Here is a 20,479-nt window from a genome sequence, read left to right on the forward strand (position 1 = left end):
AAATGTTCGTTAATAGGAGATAAAAGAAAAAAGAGGATATATGAATGCTTGTATTAGGTTTTATATTAATTGGTTTAGGTGTTTTTATTGTTTGTCTGACTGTAATTGATGGAATCAGAGAGACAAAGGAACATAGTTTCAGTGGGTTTAAAGAGTTTATTATTATTGTGCTGGTGCATATTATAGAAATAATCAGTGATTTATGGGGATTCCGATTGCTATTTATATTGATAGGATTGGTTTGCATCGGATTTGGCGTTGCTATTTTAATAGTGGAATTGTAGTGGAAGATAAGTAAAGGGCATCTAATTAAGATGCCTTTTTATATTAATTCCAAAAATTGAATAAGGTTAGAAATTATATGGTTGTAATGGGAATTGAGGGATATGAATAAAAAAATTTTATCCCGCTATTTGTCGGGCAGTAAATACCCCCAACTCAAAATTCAGCGGAAGCAAAGAAGTTAGGTGGGGTCGGGCTGCCAGTAAAAGCCCGATTGGTGAGAGCTGATTAAAGTTTCACTTTATTAGGGATTTGCCTTAAACATTTATTACAGTCAAGAATATTTATAATAATATGAACTAAAAAAGGTCCAATTTTTGTAATGTTGGAGGGGATTATTGTGGACATAACTCAAAGCGTATCAAGAATAGTGGTTAATGGGAAAGACCTTTCTTTCACTTCAGTTCAAACCTCTGCATGGAATCATGGACCTGTAAATGATTTAATCGTTACGACGAATCAGAGAGTGAATGGGCTTTATCAATTCATGTGGTCACAAGTACCGGTTACGATTTCGGTATATTTCCTTCAAGGAGCGGATTTACTTAGGTTCGTTAGGGTTGCGGGAATTAATGAGCGTGTAACAGGAGAATATGTATATCATTTCATTTGGTGATAAGAAGGAGTCAAAGTAGTCTAGCAGCTACTTTTTTATTTTGTCATTTGAATATAAGCGAGCGGACTAGCTTTATAGTACCCACTGAAATAAAGAATCATAATATAATTTGTAATAACTTATACGGAAGTGAGTTGAAAATCATGTTTTATTCATATTTTAATTCTGAAACTGGTATGCGACCAGCGTATGGTACATCTATAACGTATAGTGGAGCACAAAGTACAGTCCAAGCTATTCAACAAGCATTGCAAATGCAACAACAATTGCAAATGCAGCAGCAAGGTGTACAACCGTATTATTCATCCGTAGAGTATTTTTACCCAGTACATCATGTTACACCGTACGGAAGTTCTTTTCTTACTATTCCATATGGAACTGTATACAACTTATAACTAGTAAGGAATGCAGTGGTGTATATAAATAAGGGTGCAGGTTAATAGCGCCCTTATGAATAATAAAAATAGCTAGTCCAAACCTTATAAATCAATCTTACATAATATGTAGTAATAAGTTTGAAAGGGGAATTAGTATGTCTTGTTATTACTACTGTAAGTATTGTAAGGAGTATAAAAAGAAGCATCATGATTGTTGTAAGAACACTAGTAAGTGCCATGATAACAAGGACAATCTTGTTAGAGCATCGGCATTTAGAGCTAGAAATACTGTGAATCAAAATGTTCCTGCTAATACTTTTGTGAAAGTGTTATTTCAAAATGAACAATTTGATTTAGCGAATGAGTATAATCCAGCAACATCTATTTTTATGCCGAAGACTAAAGGTGTATATTCTATTATTGGAACGATTGGTTTCTTTCCAAACGATCCAACTTTAAATTATAGAGCGCGTGTAGAAATTCGTGTGAATGGAAACGCAGCGATAGCTATAGATAATGACTTTTTTGGTCCAATAAGTTTTGGAAATGTCGTAAGTGTTTCGACAATTGTTCAATTGAATGCAGGGGATGAAGTTGAGATTTATGCACAAAGTAGTATAGATGGAGTTTTAAGTCCTTTAGAAGATGGTGCACATTTTGAAGCAGCAAGATTTCCTTCTCCAATTAAATAAAGTCATTAAACAATGAGTTTGCAGAAGCTTAAAGGTAAACCCTCACCGAAATGGTGAGGGTTTTTTAATCTATTAAAAATAGTAACAGGTCGTCCAAGCTATTCTAATCTATATAGCATACTATGTAAAAATAAGTGTAAAGGGGGACTCACTATGTCTTATTATTACTGTAAGTATTGTAAAGATTACAAAAAGGAAAGTCATGATTGTTATAGGAAAAGTAGTAAATGTGATAGGAAGTATGTAAAGGTGAAGTGTTGTGATGATAAGAAAGAGGAGCTTGTAAGGGCATCGGCATTTAGAGCTGTGAATACAGTTAATCAACCTGTTCTAGCAAATACTCCTGTTAAAGTATTATTTCAAAATGAACAATTTGATCTAGCGAATGAATATAATCCAGTAACGTCGATTTTTACTCCGAAAACTAGAGGGGTATATAGTGTATTAGGAAATATAACATTTTCTCCAAATGATTTTAATGTAAATTACAGAGCTAGAGTAGAAATTCGTGTAAATGGCAATCCGGCAATAGCGATAGATAATGATTTCTTTGGAACAGGAGTATTTTTTAATAATGATGTTTCCGTAACTACTATTCTTCAATTAGAAGCAGGAGATTTAGTTGAAGTTTTTGCAGAAAGTAGTATTGCTGGCGTAATTGTACAAAATGTTAATGGTGTAAATACGGTTCATTTTGAAGCGGCAAGATTTCCTTCTCCAACTAAATAAAACTGATTATTAAATGTTTTTTAGTAGGTTTAGTTAATCCCCTTACCAAATGGTGGGGGATTATTATTGTTTTTCTAAAATATATAAGTAAATAGGTAAAGCGTAGTTTAATTTGTAGGGGCTTCAACCTTCTTCAGATAATAAACAGAATAATAAGTAACATGCTTGTAAAAACGCATTGTTAGTAAGTTTACTAGTTTTCTTATAGAACAAGAAAGACGGAATACATAAAAGATCGTATCATTATGTTTTTTCTTTACTATATAGAAATTATATATTGAACATAGATTTGTGTAGGGAATGCTAATACACTGAAAAGAATAGCATAAAGGCGATTACACTATATAAAAACAAAATCAATCCTAAGATGAGTAGTATTGGATGCAACTTGAACATATTTGACCTCCTTGAGTATATAAAGAATTTTAATATATTATTGGTCAATTTAGAAGGGGGACGGTTACATAAAAAAAGAGCATACATAAAAAGTACGCTCCAAAGAAAGATAGGTTTTATGAGTGGATAATCTCCATACGATAATATATGTTCTTTTCATAAAAACGTGTAAAAAATCAATGAATTATCAATGGAATATCATAACATGAGTAATTTTAGTCTAGGAATGCAGTTATTTTCTTTCTCGGTTATTTTAGGTAATAAAGTTGTGAAAATCGTGCATTATGCGGACTAACAACGGGATAGCGATCGTACTTCCGTTACATATTTCTTAAAGTCTGGGTATTGCGTGATAGTTTGACATTTAGGGGTGCATAGTTGATTAATTATAGACACATTTGTAATTACTTCGTTACAAGGACCGAAAAATGTAATTTTTAGCTTTGAATTTGGTGGGATTTTGAACACGATAGGTTTTTTTTCCATGAAATCAGCTCCTAATATTGAGTATTATAATTTAATGGATATAGAGTCGTATTAGTATAATATGAAATTTCAGTGGATTTGCTTATAATAAAGAATTTTATAGTAGTAAAAGTGCTTAAAGATGTAAAGAGAAAATTGAGAATGGGAAATAAAATGTTTAATTAATATAATCAATAAATACGCAAATGGTTAATATAACTAATGCATTTTTTTGTTTGTTACATATTATGTTAGTAAGAATGGTATAAGGAGGTAGTATAAAATAGTGGAAGAAAATGTACAAGCTCAGCTTTCGCCACCGTGGATCACATATTTTAATGAATTAAAAAATTCAATAGGTGCTGATCCAACTGTTACAGTTGGGCCGCTTATTCCTGTTGGTGGTAATTATATTATTTTAGTGCATGGGTTAAGCAACGAAAAAGCGAGAGCATTAGCAACGCTTTTAAAATCTTTTGTACAATTTGGGAATGTAAGTGTGACAGTTATTGTAACGAATAATGAGAATGAAATTGTAAATCCATTTCCTTGTCCACTAGATGCATTTGAAATAGCTCATTTATTTCAAGTAGCACTAGAAAATAATCCTTATTTTGAACAAGTTGTGGTACAGCCTCAGTTCCCTGGCGGACCGAATGTTGTTTTTCCGGTTTTCGCTGCGGAAGTCATTCAGTTTTTCAATGACGATATTTCTAACTTATGTCAAACGTTTACAGGTGTTGCGGCCAATGTGTTTCGTGATGTAATGAATGATGAGGTTTGTGGTATCCCAATTCTATTTTCCACAAGTTGTGTTATGAGCAGTGAAAACTCACAATTACAAAATACAGATTTAGCACCAAAGTTGTTTTATTAAACTGTAAAAAGACATTTTCAGTAATAGAAAATGTCTTTTTTATGCACCAATAGTGTTCAGGTTGGAAAATTGCAATTTAATAGGAGTAAAATTCAATTAATTAAAATTTTTCTAAATCTCAAATTTCATGTAGAGGTAGTAATTTTGACTTAAGAATATATAGAAAATGAGGGATGAAATTTTTTAGTTGAAAGGAAATCGATACTGAAAGTTATAATTTAATAATACAGGAGATTTTTTTTAATATCTGTAAAAATGATTGATAGGACGAGATTACATAATAAATGAATAGTAGGGTATATTTCGAATGTTTTATGTGGCATACATGTTAAAGTTGATAGAAATATTTCTGAAAGAGAATATATTTTGAAAAACAGTAAAGATTCTTTTTATTTATATTATAGATAGCTAGTTTTAGAGAGAGGAGGCTTACAATAAAACAAGCTATGAATAAGACATTCAAAAGGAGCTGGAATGTATGGGGTATATTGTAGATATTTCAAAATGGAATGGAACTATTAATTGGGATATTGCAGCATCTCAGCTAGATTTAGTGATTGCTAGAGTTCAAGATGGCTCTAATACGGTGGATTTTATGTATCAAAATTATGTTAGTGAAATGAAAAAGCATAGTATCCCATTCGGTAATTATGCTTTTTGCCGTTTTATATCTATTGCTGATGCAAAGAAAGAGGCACAAGATTTTTGGAATCGTGGTGATCAATCTGCTAAGTTTTGGGTAGCAGACATAGAAGTTCAAACGATGGTAGATATGCAAGGCGGGACACAGGCATTTATTGATGAATTACGCCGTTTAGGTGCGGAAAAAGTAGGATTATACGTAGGGCATCACACGTATTTATCATTTGGAGCATGTAATATTGAAGCTGATTTCGTATGGATCCCTCGTTATGGAGGGAATAAGCCAGCATATCCATGCGATATGTGGCAATATACGGATTCAGGGAATGTTCCTGGGATTGGGAAATGTGATCTGAATCGATTAGTAGGAAATAAGTCACTTTCTTGGTTTATAGATTCCAACAAAGCAAATCAATCTAACATAGTGTATACACAGCAACCGAATGGCATTGGTATTGCAGTTTCGAAATATCCTGATGGATACGGAATAAATTTATATGAAACTCCCATGACCCCTCAATTTACAGGTGCACTCACTCAGAAAATTCCATATTTAATCTTAACAGGTTATTGGGGAGGCGGTGAGCAAGATATGATTTGTTTAGAGAACGATAAGCAGTGGGCATATTTAAAACATTTTAATGTGAAATGGTTTTATGCAACTTCGAAATATCCTGTCGGTTACGGAGTAAATTATTATGAAGAGCCTGAATGTATGAATTATAAAGGGAATATAGATGGATCGACATCTTTTCGAGTGTGGGGTAGAGTGGGAAATGCGGTAGATATCGGGCAGAATAGTTGGATACCTGAAAAACATGTAATTATTAAGTAACTATAGCGGCAGTATTGTTTTTAAGGAGTATGTAAAGAGTCTTCTTACTATACATAATAGTAAGAAGACTCTTTACGTTTAAAAATGAAAATACATGATACATAGTCTACTCATATGAAATGAATTACATGTAGAAAACACACTGTTTTCACAATGACTGTGTATAGTTAATTTGCATAATGATAAAAGTGAGGTATTTGAATTGAAAAAGAAAAAAATATTTATTGGAACAATTATTTCATGCGTGATGCTAGCATTATCTGCATGTGGTTCCTCAGACAACGTAGTAACATCAAAAGTAGGGAATGTTACAGAGAAAGAATTAAGTAAAGAATTACGACAACAATATGGAGAAAGTACTTTATATCAAATGATGTTAAGTAAGGCATTGTTAGATAAATATAAAGTTTCAGATGAGGAAGCAAAAAAGAAAGTAGAAGAAGCAAAAGATAAAATGGGTGAGAACTTTAAATCCACTTTAGAACAACTTGGATTGAAAAACGAAGATGAATTAAAAGAAAAAATGAAGCCAGAAATTGCATTTGAGAAAGCGATTAAAGCAACAGTTACAGATAAAGATGTGAAAAATAACTATAAACCAGAAATGAAAGTAAGTCACATTTTAGTGAAAGATGAAAAAACGGCTAAAGAAATAAAGGAGAAAGTAAATAATGGTGAAGATTTTGCTGCCTTAGCAAAACAGTATTCAGAGGATACTGGTTCAAAGGAACAGGGCGGGGAAATATCTGGTTTTGCTCCTGGGCAAACAGTGAAAGAATTTGAGGAAGCTGCGTATAAATTAGATGCAGGCCAAGTAAGTGATCCGGTTAAAACAACTTACGGTTACCATATTATTAAAGTGACGGATAAAAAAGAATTGAAGCCATTTGATGAAGTAAAGGATAAAATTCGTAAAGATATAGAACAACAAAGACTACAAGATACGACAGGTAAATGGAAACAACAAGTAGTCAATGATTTATTGAAAGATGCTGATATTAAAGTGAATAATAAAGAATTTAAAGATACATTTAAATTTCTAGAAAAGAAATAATGACTGTAATCATAATTAGAAAAGGGAACTCATATAGAGTTCCCTTTTCTAATTAGTGTGTGAGTTATAAATAGATAGTAAGACAATACAATATTACATTTAAATATTAAGAATTACAATGGAAAATTATGGTTTATAATTATTTCAACGAAAGTGGATATTCTACGGTTTTCATTATGCAAGTTTATTACATATATTTACTCTTTAATAATGAATATCGAACATAATTTAAAAAATAATACATATAATGTTTTTGAATAAATATTTAACATGGATAATTAGTAAAAAGCTGAGCATTCGATTGGAAAGGATGTTCTTTTTGTTGTGAAAATTTTAGGATAAAGAATGAATCGTTTTAAACGCATCATTTACCACATCAATAAATTAAGGTGGGGAGAATATATGAAAGTAATCTTTCAAGGAGAGGGCGGAGCGAAAATTTTTGAGTCATATGATGAAAATATAAGTGATTTATTAGTTATATTAAAAGAAACGAAAGGGATTAAAATTGGGATGGTTGAGTATAAAGTGTTAAAGTACGAACTTAATTATTTTCGTCATCCGAAAAAAGCGGATACAGAGAGAGAGTTACATATAATAGTACAACCTAAGTATATGTAATAAAATATAATAATAAAAATCACTGATTCAGTTTTGTAAAGTTCCATAGAGTATGTAAGAAAAGAGAGTGTTGTAAATGCTCTCTTTTCTTATGCTTTGTGAGTTCGTTCATCATAGTATATGTTTTCAGTTATAGATGGTTAATAAACGATAAAAATTTAAAACTTTTTCGTTTAGGCAGGGATTTTATATTTGAGTAAATAAATATATTATGAAGTATTTTTTATACGAATATTGGAGGAGTATAAAATGAGTTTAGCAAGTTACATAGGCTGTAATGTAGAAATTCCGTTAACGGATCCAGATTCTAATGATGTAATTGTTTTTGGACCGTGTTTTTCAGATGAAAGTATGCTTGAAATTGTACAAGATTATCAATTCCAAACAAATTACATATATGAGGTTTCAACTAATTAGGGAATTGAACTTGTCGAGTGGCAAAATGTAAAGGAAAAAAAAGAAGCGAAAGAAAAACTTTTAACTTTATGCAAGATTATGGAAAGTTATTTGGAAGATGGAGACTATTTCGAATTATTTAGTTGTTGGGTTGGTGATGAAGATAAGGAACGAGTAGGGGAATTGAACTTAAAAATAAATCATTTTAATATAGATGAATTATGTATTCCAGAAAGAACATTAGTTAGGATAGAAAAATAAGCTTTGAATATTTTTTAGAAAAAGGCGATTTCACTTTGTGTGAAGTCGCCTTTTAGTTTTTATATGCATTTTATATAAGAAATGAAAAGTTTATTTGATAAAGGAAAAAATATGGAGATAAATAAAATTATGTTTTTTGTTAAGAAATAATAAGTATAGCTCTTCTCAAAGGAACGTAAGTTCGTGTATAATAAGAACGAATGTTCTTTTGAGAGGTAACCTAATTATAGTTTAGAAGTAAATTCGAGTTTAGTAAGTATTAAAAATAACTAAGGGATAGCATGAATAAATAAATGTATAAATGATCAAGGAGATAAAAAAATGAACGATGTAAAGATACAAAAAGAAGAAAGAGAGTGGGTTCCGTTTACAGTAATGTCCGAACAACTTTTAAATATGAGAAAGATTATTGGAGAGAAATTAAAAGTACAAAAACCGCTTTTAACAAATGAAGCAAAAGAGAGGATTTCTGATAAATTATTAACGTCATTACTGTCTGAGAAAGAAATATTGGTAACATATTTTGAAGATGGTTACATATTAACAAGCTACATGACTGTTGTACATATCAATCCGGTAAAACAAATTGTAATTTGTACAGACGCCTTTTATAAAACTTACGTATTTAACGCTATGGATATTATTGAAATAATGTAAAAGAAGCTGAATATTTAAATGGCAGCTTTTTTTATTTCTGATTTATGAGACAAATAATATAAGAAAAAGCAGCTAGCTTTGTGCTAGCTGCTGAGCCCCAGGGAAAGGGAGAAAAAGATAGGGTACTCCAAAATCGATAAGAGCTGTCAAACAGCCTGATTATAGTATAGACAAATTAAAATTTTCTATACAAAAAGTTGAACATAAGATTAGGCTGTACCCACTTGGTTTTGATCTGCAAGGTCAGAATCAAATGTATTGGTCGCGCTAACACCGCTAAAAGTATTAACAACAAAACCAACGTTTGATGCGCCGGAACCATTATAAGCTTTCGTATTTTCTTTCGGAGAAACGTTGTAGAAATCACCTAAGTTAAATGATCCATTACTATTTTGTACAACTAAATTTCCTACAACTGATGGCATAATTTTCACCTGCTTTATAAAAAGTTGTTAACATTACTATATGGAGTTATAGTCCAGATGGTTCATATAATAAAAATTGTGGAATAGTAAAACGTTTGGAGCATGGATTTCAATAAAAGTGTGTTAAAATTAATATAATAAAGTTGAGTAATTTTTTTAAAAAATTTGTATAATTGATATATATGAAAATAAAGGAGGCAAAATGTAATGAAAGATATTATGAAAAAAGTTGATTTAACAGATGCCAAATCAAGTAATCTTGTTGCACTAATTTATAGTAATGAAGTTATATTAGTTGAAGACGCATTTTGTCCAAATGAAATAAAATTAAAGTTTAATGAAATTGCAATTTTATCTGCAATTAAAACAGCTCATATTGCGAAAGTGTCTATTAGGAAAGAACTTGAAGCGCTTTTTCATGATACGGGTGTTATATTAGTGAAACAAAATGTTGATTATGGTAGTAGCCAATCTATTACCATGCATTTTGAGCAATTTAAAAAGTTGCAAGATGAGATTGAACATTTAAATAAAAGTATGTAATAAAGCAGCTAAATAAAGGTTCTATCATCAAGGTGGAATGTGTTGTGTTGAAAAAGTGGTTTAAAAATTATTTGGGTGAATCGCATTGTAAACATAAATATGTTTTTATTAAGATGCAGGATAATGAGGATTTTAAAAAAGGTACATTAGGTGTAGTTTATATTTACCAGTGTGAGAAATGTGGAAAAGAGAAGTTGAAATGTAAAAACAATAATGAAATAAACAATGAATTTTTAGATATATAGCAAAAAGTAACCATGATGGTTACTTTTTTTGTTTATGTATACAATATCAAAACCATTACTAAAGTATGAGTTGAGTTAATACTATAGTAAATCGCTGAATAAAAATGAAGAGAGTAAGATATAGGGAAGGAGGATGAGAGAAATGAAGCGAAAAGAAATTAGTAAATCTGTAATTATTACAGGCGTGACACAAGGGTTAGGGCGTGCGATGGTTGATCGATTTCATGAATTAGGGTGGAACATATATGGTTGTGGACGTTCAAAAGATAAAATTGAAGAACTAAAAAAACAGTACAGTAAAATACATGATTTCCAAGTAATTGATGTTTCAGATTCTCAGCAAGTTAACAATTGGGCAAATTATATACTTAATACACATACAGCTCCCGATATGATAATAAATAATGCATCGATTGTAAATCAAAATGCACAACTTTGGAAAATTACGGCTCAAGAATTCGAAAATGTAATGAATGTAAACGTGAATGGTGTAGTAAATGTAATAAGAGCATTTGTTCCAGCGATGGTAGCTAGGAAAGAAGGAATTATCATTAATATGAGTTCTAGTTGGGGGAGAGAAGGTGAGGCTGAGCTTGCGCCATATTGTGCCTCGAAATTTGCCATTGAAGGTATCACTAAATCTATGGCCCTGGAATTACCCCATGGCATGGCTGTAGTTGCTTTAGATCCTGGAGGGAGTATTAGTACTCCAATGCTGAAGTCATGTGCGCCACAATATATAAATGAATCGCCTACACCTGAAACTTGGTCACATAAAGCAATTGAATATATATTGAATATAACAATAGATAAAAATGGAGATTCATTGACATGCCCAGCATGCATATAAAAGCACCTTTAAGGTGCTTTTATATTAGTAGCACATTATATCATTCACAAAATTACATCTAAAAAATAAAATAAAAGATTAAGGGTGAGGTTTGTTTGTTTTGAAAGCTTTAGAAAATATTTAAATAGGTGATAAAAATGAATCCAAGCAGTTTAAAAGTGACAGGGGCATGGTTTCAAGTGGGAGGGAATCTTACAGCTGCTATTGGAACGACAAGAGGATTTATTGGAGAAGAGAAAGTTGAATCGGATCTTGTTATTGTAGGAAGCTCATTACAAGCCCTCGGATATATATTACAAATCATTGCGAGCAATTATGATGATGGGGAAGAAAAAAGAGAAAATCAAAATATAGGCTTAGAGAATCAAAGTAAATTACTTGATCAAATAGGAATTGAGTTATTAGCATTAGGCAATATATCAAATGTAATAGGAACATATTTTAATATAAATGAACAATTGAAAGAAAATGATTATCTTATCATTACAGGGAACAGTTTACAATCGATCGGTGCTTTTTTAGGAGTAGAAGCAGCTTTGTTGGATATAAATGTATTACAGAAAATTATTATACTGGGTAACTCCATGCAAAGTTTAGGGGCTGGATTACAAGCGTATCAAGGTGTTTCAAATGTATTGAAAGATGAGAGAGAAAATGAAGATAGTATTTTTGATAAGAAGGATGAGAGAATCATTGCACTCATTGGTATTTGGATACAAGCGATAGGAACGTTAATTTCTGCAATTGGAGTAACTGCAATAGAGGAAGAAAATAGGCTAGAAAACAATAAAAAGTCTGAAATACTTATTTAAATAGAAGGAGATACATTGATTTTAGAGGTAGGTTAAGATTAAAATGGTAGTAGGTTTTTTTGCGTATATTTTGAAAAGTGATATATAAAATACAAAATAAGGAGTTTTCAAGGGATGATGTATTTATTAGCAATTCTTCTTCCACCTGTTGCTGTATTATTTTGTGGAAAACCAATTCAGGCAATCATAAATTTCATATTAACATTAATATTTTGGGTTCCAGGAGTTATACATGCAATTCTTGTAGTGCATGATAAAAAAGCTGATCGGCGTTTGAAAAAACAAATTCAAGCATATGATGAAATTAATAAGAGGAATCGAAGATAATTCATCTGCAAAATGTTTTTAAAAGAAAGGAGGATTAACCTCCTTTCTTTTTTAGTGGGTGTTAAGTTTAGATTTTTGTGTGGCGGAAAGAATTTTTAATGTAAGTATTATGATAATAACTTTTAGATTGTGCATGTAATAGGCCAGTATAAATACTTTCTGGTACATTAAAGAAATCGTACATACCATTCTTTAATTGGATTCGCAAAATCATAGAAAAAGGATTATAACCAACAGCAACTATATTTTTTGAAATTACGGGAGATAGCTTCATCATTACGCAACTCCTCACTTTTCATTTTTAATACTTTTTTGTAGATGTTGAGGTTGTGATGTTGAAATCCTTATAATTTAAGAGGTATTATACTTATATGCAATATATTAAATGTTTGTTATACGTAATTATAAGGAAGTTCACACGAAGTACATATCGTTGTGCTATTTTTATTTCACCTTTGATTTATAAATAAGAAAATATTGACCATTTGAAAAAAAGGTATATTATTTATACGAGGTATTAAAAATTCACTTTTTACATTCTATGCTTCAAGGGGCAGCGTTATTAGGAAAAATAGAAGTGAAAATAGTTTGTATAAGAAGTATTCTAAAATTTATAATCTGTGAATTGGGAAAATATTGAATGCTCCAGGTCAATATACTTTCTTAATCAAATTTATTTTAGAAAGTGACCTCAATATTTTTAAGTAAATCAACGGGAGAATTGAAAGGCAGGAGAAAGTAACATGTCAGAAAATTATCGTTCTCGAGAGGAACGACGACAAGTTAAAAAGAAAAAACAACCAGCTTCTAAAACACAAAAGCCAAAAGGTAAAACATCATTCTTTCGCAAGTTTTTAATTACTTGTTTATTACTTGGTATTGTTGGTTTAGTGGCGGGGGTTGCTACCTTTTTCGTAATGATTAAGGATGCACCAAAACTTGAGAAAGCAAAACTTGTTAATCCGTTATCCTCAAAAATTTATGATAAAAACGGGGATTTGGTATATGAATATGGAAAAGAAAAAAGGACGAATGTTACGTATGAGCAAATACCTAAATTAGTAGAAAATGCATTTTTAGCGACAGAAGATTCACGTTTTTATGAGCATAGCGGAGTAGATTTTAAAGGTACTGCCCGTGCTGTTCTAGTAAGTCTTAAAGGGGATTATGGTTCTCAAGGTGGAAGTACGATAACACAGCAAGTTATAAAAAACTACTTCTTATCAATGGACAAAACACCAAAGCGTAAGGCGCAAGAAATATATTTAGCTTATAAGCTAGAACAACAGTATTCAAAACATGAAATATTAGAGATGTACTTAAATAAAATTAACTTAGGAAACCGTTCATATGGGATCGCAACAGCAGCACAAAACTACTATGGTAAAGAATTGAAGGACTTAACATTACCAGAAGTTGCGATGCTTGCAGGTTTACCGAAAGCACCGAATAACTATGATCCAACGAAAAAAGAAAATGTTCAAAAAGCAACAGAAAGAAGAAATGTTGTTCTAAGTTTAATGAACCGACATGGATATATAACAAAACAGGAAATGGAAGAAGCATCAAAAGTTGACGTAGAAAAGGGGCTTAAGCCTGCAGCTCAACTACAAACAATGCCATACCCTGCATTTATGGATGCAGTTGTGAAAGAAGTAGAAAAAGAATTACCAGATGCTAATATCGGTTCTGACGGTTTAGAAATTTATACAACGTTAGATCCGAAAGCACAGAAACTTGCTGATAATATTTTAAATAATAATATCATTGATTATCCGAACGATAAATTCCAAGGTGCATTCACATTTATGGATACGAAAACAGGAGAAGTTCGTGCTATAGGTAGTGGCCGTGGAGAAAATAAAGCTGTATTTAAAGGGCATAATATGGCAATTGAATTAGATCGTGCAGCTGGTTCAACGATGAAGCCGATTTTCGACTACGCTCCTGCAATTGAATATTTAAAATGGGCTACGTACCATCAAATTGATGACTCTCCATTTAAGTATTCAACGGGACAAGAAGTACGAAATGCAGATAGAAGTCATATGGGTCCAATTACAATGCGTGAAGCATTAAAAATGTCGCGTAATATTCCTGCAATTAAAACTGCAAAAGAAGTAGGGATTAGTAAATCGAAAGAATTCTCTGAGAAACTAGGTATTACATTTAATACAGCACCGACAGAATCGACAGCGATTGGTACAAATGAAGTATCGCCAACTGAAATAGCGGGTGCTTATGCGGCATTTGGTAATGAAGGTAAATATACGAAACCGCATTTTGTTAAGAAAGTCGTTTATCCAGACGGTAAGTCACAAAGTTTTGGACAAAAACCAAAACAAGTTATGACAGATTCTACAGCATACATGATTACTGATATGCTTCGTTCTGTAGTTACATCAGGTACTGGTACATCGGCAAATGTAGGCTCTTTAGATGTAGCTGGTAAAACGGGTACGACAAACTATTCATCAAAGCAATTAGCTCAATATAAAATTCCAGAAAGTGCAACTCGTGATAGTTGGTTCGCTGGATATACACCGCAATATACGATGGCAGTATGGACTGGGTATATGAAAGATGGTAAAGACGAGTATATTAGTAGTAAAAATACGAAAATTGCACAGTTGATCTTTAAAGAAATGATGAGCGAAATGGCTACAGATAAATCACGCTTTAAAATGCCAAGTAGTGTTATTCAAGAAGGTAGTGAGCTACGTATAAAAGGTGAAAAACGTGATTCATCGCCAAATACTAGCGTACCGGATACAACGGAGCAACCAAAACAAGATCAACAGCAAAAAACTGAAGAAGAGAAAAAGCAAGAAGAATTAAAGAAACAAGAAGAACTGAAAAAACAAGAAGAACAAAAGAAACAAGAGGAACTTAAGAAGCAAGAAGAACAAAAGAAACTAGAAGAGCAAAAGAAACAAGAAGAACAAAATAATGGAAATGGCCAAGGAACGACACCTCCAGCAAATAACGGAGGAGGTCAAGGAAATATGACACCTCCAGCAAATAATGGAGGAGGTCAAGGAAATACGACACCTCCAGCAAATAATGGAGGAGGTCAAGGAAATACGACACCTCCAGCAAATAATGGAGGAGGTCAAGGAAATACGACACCTCCAGCAAATAACGGAGGAGGTCAAGGAAATACAACTCCACCAGCGACCACACAACCAGAGACTGGCGGTAATGCAGGAGAGACCCCTGCTAATAATGGGCAATAAGAAAAATTTATAAAAAATATTAAAAAGCACTTAAGATTTGTGAAAATTACAATCTTAAGTGCTTTTTTCGTTTAAATGTAGTAGCTATGAAATGATGTGTTTTAAATGTTAAACGTACCATAAAAATTTTGAAAATAAATTGATGGGAAATGATAAAAGACTTGAGCCTGAGGTAGTGGAGCGTGGCTAGGATGATAAAAGGTAGTGCTACTTGGATGGGCACCATGATGCCAAAATGAAGGGGTAGCTTGACCTGGTGATTGGTATTGTTGCCAAATTGCTGGAAGTTCAATGCCGACATCGGAACTTGCTGTATGAACGGCGGGGGCATGTATTTCGGGTATCGAAGGAACCGCGACAGTTACTCTTGATGATAATACCCACATAAAATAATCACTCCTAAGTTGTGATAATAAATTAGTATATTCTTTTCACACGTATAAAGGTACATATATAGGACTTTCGTTTAAAATATGCGTACAAAGTCTTAAGACTAATGTAAGCTGATGGTGGACTATTTAATATGAAAAGATACGTCTATTTGCGGAGGGAAAAGAGATAAAAAAAATATACAATGAGGGTGTTAATCGTAATATTTTACGAGTGTATGGAGGTATTTTTATGGAACGATTATGGACGAAATCATTTATTCAAATGACTTTCGCAATGTTATTTTTATTTACAGGATTTTATTTACTTGTTCCAACGCTCCCGCTCTTTATTAAAGAGATAGGTGGCAATGAATCGCAAGTTGGACTTATGATGGGGATGTTTACAATAGCTGCTGTTGTAATACGACCGATTATTGGAGGAATGTTAGATCAATATGGTAGAAGATCCTTTATTATTTTCGGACTCATCTTTTTTGGCTTAACGATGTATTCCTATAATATAGCATCGACTATTGTCCTTTTAGCTGTTTTACGTGTTATTCACGGAGTAACATGGGCTGTTTCTACAACAGCTGTTGGAACAGCAATAACGGATATTATTCCAGATTCACGCCGCGGTGAAGGTATGGGTTGGTACGGGATGGCGATGACAATTGCAATGGCGATCGGACCTATGATTGGATTATGGGTTGTGCAAAATTATTCATTTGATGGTCTATTTTTATTAGCGACGTTGTTATCTTTTATGGCAGTCGTATTATCATTAATAACGAAGATCCCATTTACGCCACAAAAAGAAAAAGGGAAAATTCAGCTATTTGAGAAATCCGTATTAACAATCACGATTGTAGTATTCTTTTTATCGTTTGCATATGGAGGAATAACAACCTTTTTACCGTTATTTGCATCATCAATTCATGTAAACCCGGGAACTTTCTTTCTTGTATATGCAATTGCATTAACAATTGTAAGACCAATTTCAGGGAAACTATTAGATAAGTATGGAGAAGTATTCATTATACTTCCAGCATTATGTATTACTATTTTAGCTATAGTTGTTTTAACTATTTCAAATGGTTTGATAGGTGTAATTATCGCAGCAACATTATACGGTATTGGATTTGGTTCAGCGCAGCCAGCTTTGCAAGCGGCAATGCTTACAATTGTCGATCCGAGTAAAAGAGGAGTTGCAAATGCTTCATTTTTTACAGCGTTTGATTTAGGAATCGGGTTAGGTGCTATTTTACTTGGAGTTGTTTCACAAATGTTTGGTTATCGTATTTTATTTTCAGGGAGTGCAATTTCAGCATTGATAGCCTTAATTATTTTCGTCTTCTTTGTAAAACAACGATTAGGAAAAAAAGAGTTTGCGTAAACTGGAGGAATAAAGATGAGAATTTCAATTGATCGTAAAGCTCTGCAATGGTTCCAGGAAGAATTACGTATAAAGCACGGTGAATCTGTACGTTTTACTGTAAGGTACGGAGGGGATAGTTCAATTCAGCCCGGATATTCTTTAGGGGTTGTTGCTGAGAAACCCGATGGCGAAATAGTGTCAGTTGAGAAGGAAGGTATTATATTTTTTGTAGATTCTGATGATCTTTGGTATTTTCAAAACTATGATTTATTTGTAAGTTATCATGAGGAAATGGAAGAAATTCAATTTAATTATGTAAAATAATAACTTTATTAAAAATGAATAAGTTTTATATAAAAATTATATTTAAGAGATAGTGAAATAAATATCATATAGTAACGAGCTGTATTTATGTACAGCTCGTTTTTTCTATTTCTCAAATAAAATTAGAATAATTGTATATTTGGCGGTGTTATATGAAAAATCTTTATATCTTGTTTTTGAAAATACGCAAAGAAGTCTATCCTTTCTTTATAAAATATAAGAATTATTTTCAAAAAATTGTATTGTTACAGTAAGAAAAGTGTAGGAAACTTATCATTATAAAATAAATTGAAATCTTCTAAAAACTCTGATACATTGAAATAGAAATGTAGTTTCACAATATTGTAAAGGCTTACAGTTATGTGCACGAAGATCTATTAGGATTGGAGGAAATAATGATGAAAGCTGAAGAGAAATTTTCCCCGGGATTAGATGGTATAGTGGCAGCGGAGACGAAAATCTCGTTTCTTGACACAGTAAAAGGTGAAATTGTAATTCAAGGGTATGACTTAATCGAACTCTCAAAAACAAAAGAGTATTTAGACATTGTGCACCTTTTATTGGAGGAACACCTACCGAATGAAGATGAAAAAGTAACACTTGAAAAGAAATTAAAAGAAGAATATGCAGTACCAGAAGGTGTATTCAACGTACTAAAGGCATTGCCTAAAGAGACGCATCCCATGGATGGATTACGTACAGGTGTGTCAGCGTTAGCTGGTTACGATAATGATATCGAAAACCGCTCGTTAGAAGTGAATAAAAGCCGAGGGTACAAGCTGTTAAGTAAAGTGCCAAACATTGTAGCGAATAGCTATCATATTTTAAATAATGAGGAGCCAATTGAACCTCTTAAAGAATTATCTTATAGTGCGAATTTCTTCTATATGTTAACTGGTAAAAAACCAACTGAACTTGAGGAAAAGATCTTTGATCGTTCCCTTGTTTTATATAGTGAGCATGAAATGCCAAACTCTACATTTACAGCTCGCGTTATTGCATCAACACAATCAGATTTATACGGTGCTTTAACAGGTGCAGTTGCATCTTTAAAAGGAAGTTTACATGGCGGTGCAAATGAAGCGGTTATGTACATGCTTTTAGAAGCTGGTAATGTTGAGAAATTTGAAGAGTTATTACAGAAGAAACTATATAACAAAGAAAAAATTATGGGCTTTGGACACCGTGTTTATATGAAGAAGATGGATCCAAGAGCACTTATGATGAAGGAAGCTTTAAAACAGTTATGTGATGTAAAAGGTGATTATACACTATATGAAATGTGTGAAGCTGGAGAAAAGATTATGGAAAAAGAAAAAGGAATTTATCCAAATCTTGATTATTATGCAGCTCCAGTATATTGGATGCTAGGTATTCCAATTCAACTTTACACACCAATCTTCTTTAGCTCTAGAACAGTGGGGTTATGTGCGCACGTTATTGAGCAACATGCAAATAATCGTTTGTTCCGTCCACGTGTAAATTATATTGGCGAGCGACATGTACTTAGTAAATAAGAACAACTGGGGAGTTGTTAGCGCCGCCCGCCAGATGGGTGTTTGACCGACACCCATCATTAATAATAACGAATTTTCGACAGAAAGGGAAGAATAGCATGATTAAAACAAATGAAATTAAGCAAAAAGATGCATTATTAGAAGAGATTACCGATTATGTATTAAATAAAGAGGTTACTAGTGCAGAAGCATTCAGTACAGCTCGTTACGTATTACTTGATACACTTGGATGTGGAATTTTAGCACTGCAATATCCAGAATGTACGAAATTACTAGGACCAGTTGTGCCAGGAACAATCGTGCCAAATGGTACACGTGTACCAGGTACGTCTTATGTACTAGATCCAGTAAAAGGTGCATTTAATATCGGATGTATGATCCGTTGGTTAGACTATAACGATACTTGGCTTGCAGCAGAGTGGGGACATCCATCTGATAACCTAGGCGGAATTTTAGCAGTTGCAGATTATATTAGCCGTGTTCGTATTTCAGAAGGAAAAGAAGCTTTAAAAGTACGTGAAGTATTAGAAATGATGATTAAAGCACATGAAATTCAAGGCGTGCTTGCTTTAGAAAACAGCTTAAACAGAGTTGGTCTTGACCATGTATTATATGTAAAAGTAGCAACAACTGCAGTAGTTGCGAAAATGCTTGGCGGAACACGTGAAGAAATCTTTAATGCATTATCACATGCGTGGATTGATAATTCTAGTCTTCGTACATATCGTCATGCTCCAAATACGGGCTCACGTAAATCATGGGCTGCAGGTGACGCAACGAGCCGCGGTGTTCATCTTGCAATGACTGCTCTAAAAGGTGAAATGGGTTATCCAACAGCATTATCTGCGCCAGGATGGGGATTCCAAGATGTATTATTCAATAAACAAGAATTAAAATTAGCAAGACCACTAGAGTCATATGTAATGGAAAATGTATTATTTAAAGTGTCATATCCAGCAGAATTCCATGCACAAACGGCTGCAGAATGTGCAGTGAAGTTGCATCCGGAAATTAAAGAGAGATTAGATGAAATTGACCGTATTACAATTACAACTCATGAATCAGCAATTCGTATTATTGATAAAGAAGGTCCATTAAATAACCCAGCTGATCGTGATCATTGCTTACAATACATTACGGCAATTGGTTTATTAAAAGGAGATATCGTTGCAGACGATTATGAAGATGCAGTAGCAAACGATCCACGTGTAGATGAATTACGTAATAAGATGGTTGTTGTTGAAAACAAACAGTACAGTTTAGATTACCTTGACCCGAACAAGCGCTCAATCGCCAACGCTGTTCAAGTTCACTTTAAAGATGGCACAGTAACAGAAAATGTGGAATGTGAATATCCGCTTGGTCACCGCTTCCGTAGAGACGAAGCAATACCAAAAGTTGTTCAAAAATTCACTGCAAATATGGCAGGTCATTATTCTAGTAAGCAACAAGAACAAATTCATGAAGTTTGTTTAAATGAAGAAAAACTAGAAAATATGAATGTAAACGAATTTGTAGATCTATTCTTAATTTAATAATAGGGGGAATTTA

At 32.8% G+C, this 20,479-nt stretch carries 24 protein-coding genes and 1 pseudogene; 21 read left to right on the plus strand and 4 right to left on the minus strand.

Features of this window, described 5'->3' with window-relative positions; translation table 11 throughout:
• The first annotated feature begins 44 nt into the window (after positions 1-44).
• The 5 genes from ACTL4X_RS11160 to ACTL4X_RS11180 all read left to right on the plus strand — a co-directional run bounded on the left by ACTL4X_RS11160 (position 45) and on the right by ACTL4X_RS11180 (position 2,696).
• Complete coding sequence (locus tag ACTL4X_RS11160) at positions 45-284, plus strand: hypothetical protein (RefSeq protein WP_441395029.1); 240 nt, start codon at positions 45-47, stop codon at positions 282-284.
• 338 nt (positions 285-622) lie between these two features.
• Entirely contained in the window at positions 623-898 is a 276-nt protein-coding gene (locus ACTL4X_RS11165; protein ID WP_134208065.1) for a hypothetical protein, read from the plus strand.
• Positions 899-1,041: 143 nt separating this feature from the next.
• Complete coding sequence (locus ACTL4X_RS11170; RefSeq protein ID WP_000500095.1) at positions 1,042-1,293, plus strand: DUF3947 family protein; 252 nt, start codon at positions 1,042-1,044, stop codon at positions 1,291-1,293.
• A 137-nt stretch (positions 1,294-1,430) separates the two neighbouring features.
• The gene (locus ACTL4X_RS11175) at positions 1,431-1,967 is read left to right on the plus strand and encodes a C1q-like domain-containing protein (protein WP_001278088.1); all 537 of its coding nucleotides are present in this window, start codon (positions 1,431-1,433) and stop codon (positions 1,965-1,967) included.
• A gap of 153 nt (positions 1,968-2,120) precedes the next feature.
• On the plus strand, positions 2,121-2,696 hold the full coding sequence (locus tag ACTL4X_RS11180; protein ID WP_000122943.1) for a hypothetical protein: 576 nt from the start codon (positions 2,121-2,123) through the stop codon (positions 2,694-2,696).
• A 687-nt stretch (positions 2,697-3,383) separates the two neighbouring features.
• On the opposite strand, the gene ACTL4X_RS11185 is transcribed toward ACTL4X_RS11180, so the two are convergent.
• Positions 3,384-3,578, minus strand: coding sequence for a hypothetical protein (locus ACTL4X_RS11185; RefSeq protein ID WP_000412555.1), 195 nt, complete (start codon positions 3,576-3,578; stop codon positions 3,384-3,386).
• Positions 3,579-3,843: 265 nt separating this feature from the next.
• On the opposite strand from ACTL4X_RS11185, the gene ACTL4X_RS11190 reads away from it, so the two are divergent.
• From ACTL4X_RS11190 to ACTL4X_RS11215, 6 genes and pseudogenes are all read left to right on the plus strand, one after another.
• Positions 3,844-4,434, plus strand: coding sequence for a hypothetical protein (locus tag ACTL4X_RS11190; protein WP_441395030.1), 591 nt, complete (start codon positions 3,844-3,846; stop codon positions 4,432-4,434).
• A 478-nt stretch (positions 4,435-4,912) separates the two neighbouring features.
• Complete coding sequence (locus tag ACTL4X_RS11195; RefSeq protein WP_048656788.1) at positions 4,913-5,911, plus strand: glycoside hydrolase family 25 protein; 999 nt, start codon at positions 4,913-4,915, stop codon at positions 5,909-5,911.
• Between the two features lie 202 nt (positions 5,912-6,113).
• Positions 6,114-6,965: a peptidylprolyl isomerase PrsA gene (locus ACTL4X_RS11200; RefSeq protein ID WP_000727348.1), complete on the plus strand. Its 852-nt coding sequence runs from the start codon at positions 6,114-6,116 to the stop codon at positions 6,963-6,965.
• A gap of 402 nt (positions 6,966-7,367) precedes the next feature.
• A complete protein-coding gene (locus tag ACTL4X_RS11205; RefSeq protein WP_000864275.1) occupies positions 7,368-7,586 on the plus strand; it encodes a hypothetical protein in 219 nt (72 codons plus the stop codon).
• Positions 7,587-7,835: 249 nt separating this feature from the next.
• Positions 7,836-8,243, plus strand: a pseudogene (locus ACTL4X_RS11210) (hypothetical protein).
• A 321-nt stretch (positions 8,244-8,564) separates the two neighbouring features.
• The gene (locus ACTL4X_RS11215) at positions 8,565-8,900 is read left to right on the plus strand and encodes a YolD-like family protein (RefSeq protein ID WP_002024004.1); all 336 of its coding nucleotides are present in this window, start codon (positions 8,565-8,567) and stop codon (positions 8,898-8,900) included.
• A gap of 209 nt (positions 8,901-9,109) precedes the next feature.
• On the opposite strand, the gene gerPF is transcribed toward ACTL4X_RS11215, so the two are convergent.
• The gene (gerPF, locus tag ACTL4X_RS11220) at positions 9,110-9,325 is read right to left on the minus strand and encodes a spore germination protein GerPF (protein ID WP_001141569.1); all 216 of its coding nucleotides are present in this window, start codon (positions 9,323-9,325) and stop codon (positions 9,110-9,112) included.
• 207 nt (positions 9,326-9,532) lie between these two features.
• On the opposite strand from gerPF, the gene ACTL4X_RS11225 reads away from it, so the two are divergent.
• From ACTL4X_RS11225 to ACTL4X_RS11245, 5 genes are all read left to right on the plus strand, one after another.
• The gene (locus ACTL4X_RS11225) at positions 9,533-9,868 is read left to right on the plus strand and encodes a hypothetical protein (protein ID WP_000651907.1); all 336 of its coding nucleotides are present in this window, start codon (positions 9,533-9,535) and stop codon (positions 9,866-9,868) included.
• A 44-nt stretch (positions 9,869-9,912) separates the two neighbouring features.
• Positions 9,913-10,113, plus strand: a complete 201-nt coding sequence (locus ACTL4X_RS11230) for a hypothetical protein (RefSeq protein WP_000915148.1) — start codon at positions 9,913-9,915, stop codon at positions 10,111-10,113.
• Positions 10,114-10,255: 142 nt separating this feature from the next.
• Complete coding sequence (locus ACTL4X_RS11235; RefSeq protein WP_000823062.1) at positions 10,256-10,963, plus strand: SDR family oxidoreductase; 708 nt, start codon at positions 10,256-10,258, stop codon at positions 10,961-10,963.
• A gap of 137 nt (positions 10,964-11,100) precedes the next feature.
• Entirely contained in the window at positions 11,101-11,775 is a 675-nt protein-coding gene (locus ACTL4X_RS11240) for a DUF6944 family repetitive protein (protein WP_001070038.1), read from the plus strand.
• Between the two features lie 114 nt (positions 11,776-11,889).
• Positions 11,890-12,102, plus strand: coding sequence for a YqaE/Pmp3 family membrane protein (locus tag ACTL4X_RS11245; RefSeq protein WP_000990233.1), 213 nt, complete (start codon positions 11,890-11,892; stop codon positions 12,100-12,102).
• Positions 12,103-12,169: 67 nt separating this feature from the next.
• Here ACTL4X_RS11245 and ACTL4X_RS11250 read toward each other — a convergent pair whose 3' ends face one another.
• A complete protein-coding gene (locus ACTL4X_RS11250; RefSeq protein ID WP_000977081.1) occupies positions 12,170-12,379 on the minus strand; it encodes a KTSC domain-containing protein in 210 nt (69 codons plus the stop codon).
• Between the two features lie 466 nt (positions 12,380-12,845).
• On the opposite strand from ACTL4X_RS11250, the gene ACTL4X_RS11255 reads away from it, so the two are divergent.
• Complete coding sequence (locus tag ACTL4X_RS11255) at positions 12,846-15,338, plus strand: PBP1A family penicillin-binding protein (RefSeq protein WP_441395031.1); 2,493 nt, start codon at positions 12,846-12,848, stop codon at positions 15,336-15,338.
• A gap of 101 nt (positions 15,339-15,439) precedes the next feature.
• Here ACTL4X_RS11255 and ACTL4X_RS11260 read toward each other — a convergent pair whose 3' ends face one another.
• Positions 15,440-15,724, minus strand: a complete 285-nt coding sequence (locus tag ACTL4X_RS11260) for a hypothetical protein (protein ID WP_000270101.1) — start codon at positions 15,722-15,724, stop codon at positions 15,440-15,442.
• A gap of 235 nt (positions 15,725-15,959) precedes the next feature.
• Here ACTL4X_RS11260 and ACTL4X_RS11265 point away from each other — a divergent pair, with 235 nt between their 5' ends.
• From ACTL4X_RS11265 to prpD, 4 genes are all read left to right on the plus strand, one after another.
• Positions 15,960-17,105, plus strand: coding sequence for an MFS transporter (locus ACTL4X_RS11265; protein ID WP_000440662.1), 1,146 nt, complete (start codon positions 15,960-15,962; stop codon positions 17,103-17,105).
• A 15-nt stretch (positions 17,106-17,120) separates the two neighbouring features.
• Entirely contained in the window at positions 17,121-17,411 is a 291-nt protein-coding gene (locus tag ACTL4X_RS11270; protein WP_001222842.1) for a HesB/YadR/YfhF family protein, read from the plus strand.
• A 395-nt stretch (positions 17,412-17,806) separates the two neighbouring features.
• On the plus strand, positions 17,807-18,928 hold the full coding sequence (mmgD, locus tag ACTL4X_RS11275; protein WP_002041090.1) for a citrate synthase: 1,122 nt from the start codon (positions 17,807-17,809) through the stop codon (positions 18,926-18,928).
• Between the two features lie 98 nt (positions 18,929-19,026).
• A complete protein-coding gene (gene prpD, locus ACTL4X_RS11280; RefSeq protein WP_000598123.1) occupies positions 19,027-20,463 on the plus strand; it encodes a 2-methylcitrate dehydratase in 1,437 nt (478 codons plus the stop codon).
• Positions 20,464-20,479: the final 16 nt, after the last annotated feature.

The sequence above is a fragment of the Bacillus sp. RE35 genome (assembly GCF_052146655.1).
Classification (GTDB): domain Bacteria; phylum Bacillota; class Bacilli; order Bacillales; family Bacillaceae_G; genus Bacillus_A; species Bacillus_A cereus.